Genomic DNA, 12809 nt, shown 5'->3' on the forward strand with positions numbered 1-12809 from the left:
ATTTTGGTAGCGCCAATATCGGGGAAGGTTGCGATGTTGGCGCGCGCCTATCGGTCGCGCCATTAGTTCGTCACTTAATCCGAACAAGTAGTTTGCGCAAACTGGACTGAACCTTAAAAGAAAAAACAGCAGGGTGCCCAATGTCCGAGGATTTGTGTTATCTCGAGGCCTGTGAAGCCATTCAGCTTTTCAGGAAAGGCGAAGTGTCGCCAGTGGATATCCTGCGGGCACAGGCAGAGCGCATCGAGTCCTGCGGGACTGAGATCAACGCTTTTACCGCGCTGCATTTTGAGCGGGCCCTGGAGCAGGCACGTAAGGCTGAAACTGCCTATTTGAGTGGCACGGCCCGGCCTCTTGAAGGGGTCAACAGTGTCATCAAGGATGAGACTTTCCTCGCCGGGGAAATCACTACCAACGGCTCCCGCTTGATGCGTGACCATCGCGCCGATGTCACCGACCCGGTACCCGAGCGCTTGATCGGTGGCGGTGCAGTCGTCAGTGGGCGTACGACGACGCCAGAGTTTTCGGTGGCGGCCTACACCTGGTCTGATTTGTGGGGCGTAACCCGCAACCCCTGGAACCAGGCGGTTACTCCCGGTGGTTCTTCCGGGGGCTCCGCGGCGGCGGTTGCGGCGGGCTTTTGCACAATCGCCAACGGAACCGACATGGGCGGCTCCGTGCGTATTCCCGCATCAATGTGTGGGCTGGTGGGCCTCAAGGCCTCATACGGACGTGTGCCGGAAATTCCCCCCTACAATATCGACCCGTATGTGCACCACAGCGTCCTGACACGCAGCGTCCGCGACACACTGCTACTCTACAACCTGATTGCAGGGCCTCACCCGGTGGACCTGATGTCACAACTGCCGAAGGAAGTCGTGGCTTCGGAGCCCCTGGACCTGCGCGGCATGCGCGTGGGCCTGTCCCTGGATCTGGGCTTCTACCCCGTGGAAGACGATGTGCGCGAGAACACCCTGCGGTTTACAGAACAGCTGCGGCATCTCGGGGCAGAAGTGGATACCGTCTCCCTGGATTGGGACGAGCGCTGTATCCGCACGGCGCAGATTCACCAGGGGGCGCAGATGGGGCATATGCTCCGGCAAAAATTCGACCGGCCGGAGTACCACGACCAGCTGACGTCCTATGCGCGCCATTACTTTTCCCTCTCCGAACAGGCGACGCCGGAAGAAATTCTCTGGGCTCACAGCTATGCCCAGAGCATGTGGGAGTCGCTGGAACGGGTTTTCAGGGATTGTGATTTCCTGCTGTGCCCGACGGTGTGTACGACAAAAGTACCCGCGGACTTTGACTACAGTCGCGATCTGATCAGCGTAAACGGCCAGGCGGTCGATCCGGTCAAGGGCTGGTTCATGACCTATCCCTTCAATACGCTCAGCCGCTGCCCGGTATTGTCATTGCCCAGTGGTATGGCGTCGAACGGTGTGCCCACAGGCGCACAGCTGGTTGGCAGGCCTTACACCGATGCTGCCGTGCTGCGCGCCGGTCTGGCGCTGGAGCAGGCGGGCGGGCCATTTATCAACAAAAAGCATTACCCGCAGCTCCATACTGACCAGCAGCTGGCGGAAAAGATTGTGCAGCGAGTGGAAGCATGAACCAGCGCAGTGCCAGCGAAATAAGATCAGCAATCCGGGCCGGGAAGTTTCAGGGGCCGACTTCCGGGCTCGCCCCGGGCCATGTGCAGGTCAATATCGCGATCGTGCCTGCGTCCGAGGCGGACGATTTTGAGGCTTTTTGTGATGCCAATGCCCGTGCATGTGCGCTGCTCTATCGCTCCCGCCCCGGCGAGTGCCTTCTACCGGCACTCGGTGCGGATATCGATATTCGCACTGATGTGCCGCGCTACCAGTTGCATTCCCCCGGTGGCGTGATCGAGGAAGTGACAGATATCCGCAAGCACTGGCGGGATGATTTTGTGACTTTTGCGCTCGGTTGTTCTTTCTCTTTTGAGGAGGCGCTGATCAGCCACGGACTTGAAGTGCGCAATGTGAGTGACGGCTGTAATGTGCCGATGTACAGAACCGTACGCCGCTGCCAGTCTGTGGGCCGCTTCGCCGCGCGCCTGGTCGTCAGCATGCGCCCGTTTCCCTCCGAAACCCTTGATCAGGCTTACAGTGTCTGTGCGCGATATCCACTGGTCCATGGCGCGCCGGTTTTTGCGGGAGATCCGGCGGAGCTGGGCATTGCGAATATCCGTCGGCCGGATTTCGGCGATGCGGTGCAGATTGGCAGGGGCGAGGAGCCTGCTTTCTGGGCCTGCGGGGTCACGGCCATCGAGGCGGTGCGCAACGCGGGGCTCGATTTCTGCATCACCCACAGTCCCGGCCATATGCTGATCACGGACAGACTCAATGAGTCCCTGGCTGGTATCACAGCTCGGGAGCAGCTGGGCTGGTAGGGAACAGGGCTGAATCCATGTGGCGTTTACAGGACTCGGGGGACGAGTCAGTCACCATTTATCTTGCGGCGCATCCCAGTGAGCAGGTACTGCAGCGTATCAGTCAGCTGGTGGTATTGCTGCGGCGGTCGCTCGGCGACTGGCTGACGGATGTGGTGCCTTCCTATTGCAGTGTAACCATCTATTACGATTTGCTGCGATGTGATGGCCCGACAGTGGCCGCACGCCTGTCGTCGTTGATGGAAACTTTTGAGGCTGAACTTTCCGCTGACACAACAGGTACCGTCGCATCATCCGAGCGGGAGGTGGAGCTGCCGGTCTATTATGGCCGCGAAGTGGCGCCGGACCTGGAGCGCGTAGCGGATTTTGCGGGCCTGAAAGTCGAGGACGTCATCCGCTTGCATGCGGACACAGAGTTTCGGGTTTACGCGCTGGGCTTCCGGCCGGGTTTTGCCTACATGGGTGAAACGCCGGAGCCGTTGCAAGTGCCGCGCCTGGAAACCCCCAGGCGGAGTGTCCCCAGGGGCGCCGTCGCCATAGCCGGGCCGCAGGCCGCGGTCTATCCCTGCGTTTCCCCCGGTGGCTGGAACCTGATCGGGCGCTGCCCGATCGCGCTGTTCGATCGTTCGGAAAACCCGCCGCGTGTCATTTTGCAGGTGGGGGACCGGGTGCGTTTCAAGCCCGTGGATAAGAAGACTTTCCTGAAACTCGGCGGGGTGATGGATGAGTGACATTGCCACGGTCGAAAAGGCTGGCCCGATGACGTTGATTCAGGATGTCGGCCGGCACGGGCAGCAGCATCTCGGTGTCAGTGTCGGTGGGGCCCTCGATCGACACGCCGCCGGTTGGGCCAACCACCTTTTAGGCAACGACCCCGCCGCGGCCGTGCTCGAGATTGTTCTCGGTCCTTTTGCGCTGCGCTTTGCGAGCGCTACCTGTATCGCCCTGAGTGGCGCGGACTGCGGCTGGCGACTCGATGGCGAACCGTTGCAGCTGTGGTCGTCGCACCGGGTGCCGGCGGGTGCTCTCCTGCAGGGAGGCATGGCCCGTAGTGGTCTGCGGGGATATCTGGCCGTCGCAGGTGGATTCCAGAGCACTCCGGTCTGGGGCAGTCGTGCCACGACCGTTGGCGAGGGGCTGGGGGGACTTTGTGGTGAGCCACTGCGGGTCGGCGATCAGTTGCCATATGTGGCGGATGACGACGGTTTGCTTCGGCAAACACCGTGTGAATTTCAGCGTGAATATGGCGAGCAGACCGAGCCGCTCAATCTCCGGTTGGTGCCATCGAATCAGTTTGAAAAATTCTCCCCATCTGCCCGGCAAAAACTGTTTTCGCAGAGTTACCAGATTGCACCGGATTCCGATCGTATGGGAGTCCGGTTGACGGGGGCTACCCTGGGGCAGGTGCCGGGCAATCTGGTATCGGAAGCGGTTTGTCCCGGGGCGGTTCAGGTACCCAGTAATGGTCAGCCCATCGTCTTGATGCGGGACTGCCAGACGATCGGTGGTTATCCGAAAATTGGCCATGTTTACAGCGTCGATCTGGATTGGCTGGCGCAGGCGCGACCGGGCTCCCGGGTACGCTTTGAGCTTGGTTCACTGGCTGAGTCGCAGGCGCTGCTCAGGGAGCAACGCCAGTTTTTCCTCGGGGCGCGCCATGCCGACTGAGTTTTTCCCAAGCGCGTCAACGCTCGTGCCTGCACTTGCCGTCGAAATTGAGGAGCGACTGGTTCGCCTGGATCAGCGCGGCATGGAGCGCGTGCGCAAAGAGTGGCGCGCAGGCTATCTCCTTGAGGCCGTGGATGCACTGTTACAGGAGCGGGCCCGGGTGTTGATTGTCAGTGGTTTTCCGATTGGCGAGACCTTCGAGACCGATGGTCCCGCAGGGGCGCTGGTACTGGCCTCGGCACTGCGAGAGCTCGGCTCCGAAGTGGCGCTGGCTGGCCTGCCGGCCTACCTTGCGCAATTGCGCGAGGGAGCGGCGTTACTGGGGTTGGAGAACAATTTGCTCTACCAGTCTTCCAGCCTGGAATCAGGTGCGGACGTGAGCGCCCCGCTGCACCGGGCAGTTGAGCAATTCCGTCCCACCCTGCTGGTGTTTGTGGAAGTACCGGGGTCGGCCTCCGATGGTAATTATTACAACATGCGCCGGCAAAATATCAGCGCGCGGACTTTCGACTGGGAGCCACTGTTGTCTGTTTGCAACTGCCCGAGCATTGCCTTTGCCGACGGCGGCAATGAGTTGGGGATGGGACGTGTCGGGTCTGCGTTGCGGCAACTGGATATCGAGCCGGCGGTGTCGGTCACCGATCATCTGGTGATTTCCGACGTGTCCAACTGGGGTGTTTATGGCGCGGTCGCCCTGGCCTCCGCTCGCGTACACCGAGACCTGTTCCCGAGCCTTCCCCTCGAGACGTTGCTGCAGGCACTGAACCTGTCGGGCATTGTGGATGGCGTCACCGGCAGCACCACGCCCACGGAAGATGGCCTGCCGGCGGCGCGAGGGCAGAGCCTGATCAGGGAGTTGCGCCAGTTGGCGGCGTCCGCCATCGCGGGTTCGGACTTCCCGGAGCATTCTATACCGGAGCATTCCTCGTCCACTGTGGCTGAGGGCCTTGCGGAGTCAATTTCATGAGCCGTCCACTTCAGGCGAGAGTCAATCTGGCTGCCATTCGCCACAACTACCGTTTTGCCCGCTCCCTGACGGAGGGCCGCACCGTCGCCGTGATCAAGGCCAATGCCTACGGGCACGGGCTGGCCGTGGTCGGTGAGACGCTGGCGGGTGCCGATGCGCTGGGCGTGGCCACCATTGAAGAGGCGCTGGTTTTGAGAAGCGCCGGCGTGCGCGACCGCCTGCTGGTGCTAGAGGGGGTCTTTGACCGGGATGCCCTGCGAGTGGCGATCGTGCAGCGGTTGGATATCGTCATTCACAGTGGCTATCAATTGGAGATGCTGGCGCAGGAGCCCGATGCCGCTGGACTTTCCCTCTGGCTGAAAATTGATACCGGTATGGGGCGTCTCGGATTCTCCTGGCGCGAGGCCCGGGCGGTTTACGAAAAGCTGCGGTCTCTGGCCCCGCACAGCGAAATCACCCTGATGACTCACATGGCCTGTGCCGATGAGCCGCAGCAGGAGTTCAATCGCACTCAGCTGGAGCGCTTTGATGCCGCCCTGGACGGGGAATCGCTGCCACACAGTATCGCCAATTCAGCCGCCCTGCTGGCGCTGCCTGCCGCCCGTCGCGACTGGAGCCGCGTCGGCATTATGCTGTGGGGAGTGAATCCGCGGCTCGATGGTGTTGCACATCCGCAGCTCCGAAGCAGTATGGAATTTGAGTCACGGTTGATTGCAGAGCGGCGTGTGGAGGCGGGGGAGAGTGTCGGCTACGGTTGCGATTACCATTTCCCAGGGGAAGGGCGCTTCGGTATCGTGGCCTGTGGCTACGGTGACGGATACCCGCGCCATGCGCCTACCGGTACCCCGGTTCTGGTGGGCGGGCGCAGAACCCGCCTGGTGGGGCGGGTGTCCATGGACATGCTGGCGGTGGACCTGACGGCACTGCCGGATGCCCGGGTAGGTACGCCGGTAACCCTCTGGGGTAGTGCGCTACCTGTCGCAGAGGTTGCCACGCACGCGGGTACCATCGCCTACGAATTGTTGACCGGGCTTACCGGGCGGGTACCGCGGATTTATGAGAACGATTAGGACGCACGGAGTAAAGGTGTGATAAAGCTCAACTGTGATCTCGGCGAGGGCTACGGCAACTGGCAGCTGGTGGACGAAGCGGAGGTCATGCCGCATATCGACATGGCCAATGTGGCCTGTGGCTTTCATGCCGGCGATCCGTTGACCGTGCACCGAACCGTGCAGCTGGCGAAGGCCCATGGTGTCGCCATCGGTGCTCACCCGTCCTACCCGGACCTGGTGGGTTTCGGTCGGCGCTCGATGGCCTGCCCGCCGGAAGAGGTGACCGCCATGGTGCTCTATCAGGCCGGTGCGCTACAGGGACTCTGCGCAGCGGAGGAAACCCGGCTTACCTACATCAAGCCTCACGGCGCCCTGTATCACGACATGATGGGTAAGGAGGAGGTTTACCGGGCCATTCTGGAAGCCGTCAGGCGGATGGAGCAGGATATTCCGCTGATGCTGATGGCCACACCGGAGCGGGGCAGGTTCGAGGAGGTTGCCGCGGAATACGCGGTGCCGTTGCTGTTTGAAGCCTTCGCCGACCGTCGCTACCGCCCTGATGGCTCCCTCACGCCCCGCACTGAGGCAGGAGCGGTATTGCAGAATGCGGAGGCCGTGGTGGCGCAGGTGAAAGATATCGCTGCCGGCCATATAGTGGCCAGTGATGGCAAGCGTTACCCGCTAGAAGCGGATACCATCTGCGTGCACGGGGACAATCCCCATGGGGTGGCAGTGATTCGGGAGATTCGCAAAGCGCTGAATAGTTGAAGGTCCCCGGCTCAGCCAGGTTTTGAGTGCGTCCTGGCTACCGAAAAATATGCAGCCACAAATCATCCCCAGTGCCGTTGTCATTAATGGCCAGCTCGAACGCGTCCTTCGGGTAGCGCAATTTTTCCCCTGAAACCGAAGTATCGTAGCCACCCCGTTTCTTCAGGTTCCAGCGACCGTTGGGATCGTTGACTGTGTAATGCTCGCCATCGAAGCCGGTCACCACAACGATGTGTCCGGACGGGGTAAACCAGCCGTGGACAATGGCCGGGTGACCCGCGGCCAGCGCCTGTTGCAGTTCTTGGATGGTGCCATCGGTTTTGCTGTAGGCGCGAAGTTCACTGCTGGCATGCTCTGCGATGGTATTGAAGCCTTCCTGCAGTGCCGGGACTGTCTGGCGCACACCGTCCAGTTGCTCGAACAAATAGTCCGGCGTGCGGCCGTGTTGGGCAGGATCTGTCAGCTGTAAATAATCGGTCACCATGGCCAGGGAGGTGAGGGAGCAGGTGCGTTCCGGTTCGTAGCGGTTTTCAGTCTGCTTCCAGTAGGGAAGCTCGAGGTGCGAGGCGCCTTCTGAGTCCGCCACTGACGCGCTGCTGAAGCTGAAGGCCGGCAGTAGCACAGTAGCAAAGGCGGAGGCCCGAAGGGCTGACAGAAAGGGCTTCATGTTTTGATTCCTTCAGGGAAGTGGACCGGCATGCAGCGCGCAGAGGCCGGTCCCGATATTCGGTTAACGTGAAAGATTCAGTCCTGCTCCTCCAGTTCTGCAATCAACGTGCCCTTGAGCTCCGGATAGCCACTCAACTTGTTCGGGAAATACTTCTCCAGCAGGGCCAGCATGATCGCGCGGGAGTGGTTGTCCACTTCACCGTCCACTTTCCAGGGGCGGAAGTGATACTGGAAGGCGCGTGTGTAAAGGGTGATGTCATCGTCGGTCGCCGTTTCCGGATTGATCCCGTAGCCGTAGTCGGCCAGCCACTGGGCGAAGCGCTGGCGAATACTCTCGCGGTCGCTGGTGGTATTGCCCTTCAGGTAGTCCATATGGCGTTTGACCGCTTCTTCTTCATACCAGGCGCCAATGCCTGCCTCAGCGAGCTTCTGCCAGGGGAAGCGGGGGCCCGGGTCGATTTTGTACTGGGGCACCACATCACCGTGACCGACCACGCGCGTGGGAGAGATGTCCGGGTAGCGCGCGAGAATATCCTTGGAGAGGGCGATGACCAGCTCGATCTGCTCCGGGTCGAACTCCGGGAAGAAGCAGATTTCCTCGCCGATTTCCCCGGTAGAGGTTTCCACCGGCGGGTGACAGTGGGCCTTGTTGACGATTTCGATACCGATTGACTGGTCGTTGATCTGGTAGCGGTCCTCCCAGCGCGCCGGGCCGGCGTGCCAGGCGCGCCGGGTTTCATCCACCAGCTGGTACACCCTCAGATCGTCGTGAGGGTAGGTGGGGTCGTTGTTTTCGGGTACCAGATAATGGGAGCTAACCGGCGACGAACTCGGCTGCGTCAGCACACGCAGGGAGTGATCGAAGTCGATAGTGGTGAAGTGCATGACGAGAAAGCGCACGCGCTCGCTGGCATTCTGTGATTCCACCCACTCGAGTTTGTAATCACCGCGTTGGGCTTTTGTGGCACTGGAGGTACATCCGGCGAGCGTGAGCACGCAGGAAGCAGCCAGCAGGGCCAGCTTGGCGAGCGAAGGGGTTATTCGGAATGACATAGTGACTCCTTCAGTCGGATGCCTGAATCAAAATCTGCGCTGGGTATTGGATCAACTTTCACGATGCCATCGTTGGAGGTCATGCGATGGATATAGGTGCCCTCACCGAGCGCTATACCCACGTGTGTCAGCACGCCATCCGCCCAGTTGCCATAGGTGTTTTTCAGGAATACCAGGTCACCGGGGCGCAAATCCTCGATCCTGGTAATTTTTTCACCAAACTCATCTGCTGCCAGAGAGTCCACGTGCTCCGGCAGTAACTTGTCGTCTGCTCCCAGCAGGTGGCCGTCCCAGGGGTTTTGGGTTTCGAGTGTTGCAAAATGCGATCCACAGGCAGCCACGAGTATTTCGCGTGTCCAGTTCATGCACTGCTCCGCCTTGCCTACGCGATATTCTCTGTCATCCCATTGCAGCGCTTTAGAGACTACTTTGCTGGCCATGCTCTGCATGGGCACTGGCGACTCCGCGCTGGCGCCGAGAGGCAGCAGCAGGGCGGTCAGGACGCCCAGGATTGGCCGCTTGAAATTTTTTTTGTCTTTCATGACTGCTTGATCTCAATACAATTGTTGCTTCGGTCGGTATCCGGTGTCAGCCAGAGTGGGTCGATACAGAGCCCGCTCAGGGCGTCCTCCTCCGGCAGGGGCAGTTGCAGCTCCAGTGTCCCCCGCTGTGCGCGCATCCAGGTCTGCGGCGGTATACGCAATTGATAGCTGAGGCCCTTTTCGGTGGTTACTTGCAGGGGCAGTGGTAACACACCGCTACCAAGATTTTTCAGGGTGATGCTATACCAGCTTGTTCGCTCTGACGGTACCGGTAGCGTGCCAGTGCTTTCTGTCGGTGTGGTCCCGGCCTGAAGGGGCTGTGTATAGGCGTCCGCCATCGCAGGCTGCCGGTCCACCACAAACTCCTGTATGCCGCCGGCGGTGTAGGCGATCGCCGGCGGTTCACGCTGTTCCGTCATGTGCAGTGTGTGGGAAATTCCTTTGTGCTTGATTGCAGCAACGGCGAAATCCACCGAGTGCGCCTCGAAAAACCAGCTGCGCCAGAACCAGCTCAGGTCTTCGCCCGCCGCTGCCTCCATGGCCCGGAAAAAGTCGCCAGGCATCGGGCGCTTGCCCTGCCAGTTGATGGCAAAACGCCTCAGTGCCAGGTCGAAGTCTTCAGGGGTAAGCACCAGGTGCCGCAGCATATTCAGTACACTGGCGGTCTTGTTGTAGGCGTTGCCGATCTTGCGGTGCAGGCTGTCGGCAGAGGTCATGATCGGTTGGTGCACCTCCGAAGCCGTGTAGTCGGCAACGGAGCGAGGCTCACCATAGATCACATCGAAATTCGCTTCCCAGGCATGCTCTGCGTGATACTCGATAAAACTGACCAGCCCCTCGTCCAGCCAGGCCCATTCCCTTTCATCAGTATTGATCGCCATCGGCAGGTAGTTGTGACCTACCTCGTGAATGATACTGCCGATGAAATCGTACTTGGTCAGGGCATCCCAGGGTGGTTGATTGGTTCCTGTCTCTTCGGCCATTGTCTCATCGCGCTCGGGTCGGGTTGCGATGGTGGCCAGCCCGGGATATTCCATGCCGATACCGGCGGCATTAACGACGCTGATGGTTTCAAGGGGCAGGGTAAAAGTGGCCTCGTCAAAGCTCTTCAGGGTGTGATCGATGGCCTCCAGGCCAAAGGTACGCCAGAGAGAGGCCGCTTCCTCAGGGAAGAAGAGCTGCAGTCGCCGGCCGGCGCTATCCCGTTTGACTTGCCACTGAAAACTTGGAGAAGCGGCAAAAGCAAAGTCCCTCAGGCTTTCTCCGGAAAATAACCACTGCTTCTGTTTCCGGGTGGTGCGACTCCTGTTGCGGTCTGCCTGCGATTCGTCGACGACCCAGCGGGGCCCGGGGGAGTCGCTCTGCCAGGCGCGCAGCTGTTGCCGATCCAGCACTTGCCGCGGGTTCTGCAGGTCACCGCTGGCCGCTACCACATAGTTTTCCGGGGCCGAGATCCGCACCCGGTAGCGACCGAATTCGGTGGAAAACTCCCCCTGTTGCAGGAAGGGTTTCAGTTGCCAGCCGGCATAATCTGTATAGGCGACCGCCCGGGGGAACCACTGAGCGGCGACAAAAATACGCTTGCCGTCGTCGAGCATTTCGTAGCCGCTGCGCACGGCGGTGGCACGCTTGTCGGTCAGCGGCAGTTGCCACTGCAGGGAGAGGTTGAGCTGTTCGCCGCTTTTCAGCGGATTTGACAGGCGGATTTGCAGCAGGGTGTCTTTGGTGCGCCATTCCAGCGCTTCACCGTTGGCCCGTTTCACGCTTTGAATGTTGAACCCGCTGGATGTGCCATTTCTGGCCGTTGCGATCTGTCGCGCTGTCTCGTCGCCGGTCAGTAAGCGGAACTCTGCGGCACTGCCATTTTTCAGGGCATCGTGATCGAGTGCGAAGTAGAGCGTGTCGAGGGTATCGGGGGAGCGGTTGTAGTAGCGCACAAGCGCGCTGGCTTCGAGTCGCTGTTCCCCGGGCTGCAGTGCCACTTCAATATCGTAATCCACCCGCTGTTGCCAGTAGTTTTCGGCTGGGGCGCCATTGGCGCTGCGAAACGCACCCAGTCCCAGCTCTGTCTGGGTCAGGCGTGCAAACGGGTCTCCCCCGGCAATGGTTTGCGCGCTGGCAGTGCTGGCGGAAAAGAGGATGGCAGCTGCGAAACCGAAGACTTTTCGTATCCGGCAAGAATCAATCACAGGCTCCCCGCTGCCGGCACTCCTGCCGGCTCTTCGGCGCGTGTCTCGGTCACCAGCGCCATGCCAAGGGCCAGAATCACACTGCCGATGCCCAGTGAAAGCACCCCGGCATAGCCGAAGGGCTGTATCAGGCTGGCGGCCAGTGGAGGACCGATGATCTCTCCCACCTTGAAGGCACTGGCGCAGAGCACGATAAAGCGGCCGGTGTCATCGACGCGATTGAACTGGTCCATCAACAGTGGAATTGTGAAGCTCCAGAAGAACTGGAAGACGATCGAAGTGACTGCGTACAGCAGGTAGGCATCTCCACTGTGCTGGCCGATGAGCAGGGACATGGTGCCGACCTGTATGGCAATGGAGATCACGAGGGAAAGTGCTCGCCCGAGATGGCGGGCAACCAGGGGCGTGGCCAGGGAGCCGAGACCACTGATGGCGAAGCCGATCCCCAGCAGATCGCCTACCTCGGCACCGGAGAGGCCCATGTCCACACCGATTCTCTCCAGGTAAGCCCAGACCGCGGAGACGCCGCAGTAGTACACAACGGTAGTGGCGAAAACCAGCAGTGACCTCCCGCCAAGCAGGCTGAGAATGCCGACGGCATCTGCTGCCTCACTGCCGCGCTGGGAGCGGGGGAAGGTGAGGGCGCAGAGTAGCAGTGTGACAGCCAGCCAACCGTTCAGATAGTGAAAGAAGCCGTTGACCTGCCACAACTCCATGATTCGGGGTACAGCAAAAAAACCGATCGTGCCGAAGGTTACCTGGGCGGTGACCATCATACCGAAAGCCAGCGGCGGTCGACGGTGGTCGCCGAGACCGGCGAGGGCGACGGCATAGGCGGCGCCACACCCCAACCCTGCCAGAATGCGCAGGCTCATTAATTGGATAAAGTCACTGGTGCCGAGGCTCAGCAGGTTGCCGATCAGGAAAACGGCCAGACCGGCGAGAGTGACCTGCTTCCAGGCAACGCGACGTACCCAGAAAATCGCCGAGGCGGAGCTGGCGAAAATCCCGATCACATCCGCTGCCGCCAGCCACCCGATCTGAGTTTCGGAGAAATTCCCCTGGTCGCTGAGACCGCCCACCCACAGAGGAAGGAGGGTAAGAACGGCGGCGCCCATCATGGAAACCATCAGTAGGCTGGCGAGGTTGGTCCAGCGATCGGGAGTCGGCTGCATGGTAATTTTCTTCATTATTGTCTGGTTCGGGCCAGTTTAAGCCTTTGCCGCGGGCATTCTAGATACCGCCAATCGGCCCTGGCGATAGATCCCAAAAGATGAACTGTGCGCCCCGTGGCGTGCGAGATCAACCGTCTTCTGGAATATTAAAACTAAAAAATTCTTGACGGTCTACGGATCCAGAAATAGTTTATTCCATGCGGTTGGCTGAAGAGTTCGCTGGCGAGGTTCGCCGATAGGTGTCCCGCGACTGAGATCGTGTGGCACCGGGTCCGTGCCGCAACAGGCCGAGTGGCCTGCTGTCAGGGCA

12 protein-coding genes are annotated in these 12809 nt (G+C 60.4%); 7 read left to right on the plus strand and 5 right to left on the minus strand.

The window, feature by feature from the left end:
• Positions 1–140 precede the first annotated feature (140 nt).
• The 7 genes from AWR36_RS02310 to AWR36_RS02340 are packed head-to-tail and all read left to right on the plus strand — an operon-like array spanning position 141 to position 6871.
• The gene (locus tag AWR36_RS02310; RefSeq protein WP_067080321.1) at positions 141–1613 is read left to right on the plus strand and encodes an amidase; all 1473 of its coding nucleotides are present in this window, start codon (positions 141–143) and stop codon (positions 1611–1613) included.
• Positions 1610–2416: a putative hydro-lyase gene (locus AWR36_RS02315; protein WP_067080324.1), complete on the plus strand. Its 807-nt coding sequence runs from the start codon at positions 1610–1612 to the stop codon at positions 2414–2416. Before AWR36_RS02310 ends, AWR36_RS02315 begins: the two co-directional genes overlap by 4 nt.
• Before the next feature lie 17 nt (positions 2417–2433).
• Entirely contained in the window at positions 2434–3147 is a 714-nt protein-coding gene (pxpB, locus tag AWR36_RS02320; RefSeq protein ID WP_067080327.1) for a 5-oxoprolinase subunit PxpB, read from the plus strand.
• Positions 3140–4084: a 5-oxoprolinase subunit C family protein gene (locus AWR36_RS02325; RefSeq protein ID WP_067080330.1), complete on the plus strand. Its 945-nt coding sequence runs from the start codon at positions 3140–3142 to the stop codon at positions 4082–4084. The genes pxpB and AWR36_RS02325 overlap by 8 nt, the downstream gene beginning before the upstream one ends.
• Positions 4074–5051, plus strand: a complete 978-nt coding sequence (locus AWR36_RS02330; protein ID WP_082679341.1) for a glutamate cyclase domain-containing protein — start codon at positions 4074–4076, stop codon at positions 5049–5051. Before AWR36_RS02325 ends, AWR36_RS02330 begins: the two co-directional genes overlap by 11 nt.
• Positions 5048–6121, plus strand: a complete 1074-nt coding sequence (alr, locus tag AWR36_RS02335; protein ID WP_067080339.1) for an alanine racemase — start codon at positions 5048–5050, stop codon at positions 6119–6121. The genes AWR36_RS02330 and alr overlap by 4 nt, the downstream gene beginning before the upstream one ends.
• 18 nt (positions 6122–6139) lie before the next feature.
• Positions 6140–6871 carry a 5-oxoprolinase subunit PxpA gene (locus tag AWR36_RS02340; RefSeq protein ID WP_082679342.1) on the plus strand — a complete coding sequence of 244 codons (732 nt, stop codon included), beginning with the start codon at positions 6140–6142 and terminating at the stop codon, positions 6869–6871.
• 37 nt (positions 6872–6908) lie between these two features.
• Here AWR36_RS02340 and AWR36_RS02345 read toward each other — a convergent pair whose 3' ends face one another.
• The 5 genes from AWR36_RS02345 to AWR36_RS02365 form a co-directional block, all read right to left on the minus strand.
• Positions 6909–7538, minus strand: coding sequence for a C39 family peptidase (locus AWR36_RS02345; RefSeq protein ID WP_067080341.1), 630 nt, complete (start codon positions 7536–7538; stop codon positions 6909–6911).
• Between the two features lie 77 nt (positions 7539–7615).
• On the minus strand, positions 7616–8593 hold the full coding sequence (locus tag AWR36_RS02350; protein ID WP_176491084.1) for an N-acetylmuramoyl-L-alanine amidase: 978 nt from the start codon (positions 8591–8593) through the stop codon (positions 7616–7618).
• Positions 8578–9135, minus strand: a complete 558-nt coding sequence (locus tag AWR36_RS02355; protein ID WP_231745213.1) for an NlpC/P60 family protein — start codon at positions 9133–9135, stop codon at positions 8578–8580. The genes AWR36_RS02350 and AWR36_RS02355 overlap by 16 nt, the downstream gene beginning before the upstream one ends.
• A complete protein-coding gene (locus AWR36_RS02360; protein WP_067080342.1) occupies positions 9132–11324 on the minus strand; it encodes a M1 family metallopeptidase in 2193 nt (730 codons plus the stop codon). The genes AWR36_RS02355 and AWR36_RS02360 overlap by 4 nt, the downstream gene beginning before the upstream one ends.
• A complete protein-coding gene (locus AWR36_RS02365; protein WP_231745214.1) occupies positions 11321–12514 on the minus strand; it encodes an MFS transporter in 1194 nt (397 codons plus the stop codon). Before AWR36_RS02365 ends, AWR36_RS02360 begins: the two co-directional genes overlap by 4 nt.
• Positions 12515–12809 lie beyond the last annotated feature (295 nt).

This window comes from Microbulbifer flavimaris (assembly GCF_001641755.2).
GTDB classification, from domain to species: domain Bacteria; phylum Pseudomonadota; class Gammaproteobacteria; order Pseudomonadales; family Cellvibrionaceae; genus Microbulbifer; species Microbulbifer flavimaris.

Coding starts and splice junctions, on each gene's coding strand:
- AWR36_RS02345 (WP_067080341.1), bottom strand. CDS start 7,538: ATGAAGCCCTTTCTGTCAGCCCTTCGGGCCTCCGCCTTTGCTACTGTG.
- alr (WP_067080339.1), top strand. CDS start 5,048: ATGAGCCGTCCACTTCAGGCGAGAGTCAATCTGGCTGCCATTCGCCAC.
- AWR36_RS02355 (WP_231745213.1), bottom strand. CDS start 9,135: ATGAAAGACAAAAAAAATTTCAAGCGGCCAATCCTGGGCGTCCTGACC.
- AWR36_RS02365 (WP_231745214.1), bottom strand. CDS start 12,514: ATGAAGAAAATTACCATGCAGCCGACTCCCGATCGCTGGACCAACCTC.
- AWR36_RS02330 (WP_082679341.1), top strand. CDS start 4,074: ATGCCGACTGAGTTTTTCCCAAGCGCGTCAACGCTCGTGCCTGCACTT.
- AWR36_RS02315 (WP_067080324.1), top strand. CDS start 1,610: ATGAACCAGCGCAGTGCCAGCGAAATAAGATCAGCAATCCGGGCCGGG.
- AWR36_RS02350 (WP_176491084.1), bottom strand. CDS start 8,593: ATGTCATTCCGAATAACCCCTTCGCTCGCCAAGCTGGCCCTGCTGGCT.
- pxpB (WP_067080327.1), top strand. CDS start 2,434: ATGTGGCGTTTACAGGACTCGGGGGACGAGTCAGTCACCATTTATCTT.
- AWR36_RS02325 (WP_067080330.1), top strand. CDS start 3,140: ATGAGTGACATTGCCACGGTCGAAAAGGCTGGCCCGATGACGTTGATT.
- AWR36_RS02310 (WP_067080321.1), top strand. CDS start 141: ATGTCCGAGGATTTGTGTTATCTCGAGGCCTGTGAAGCCATTCAGCTT.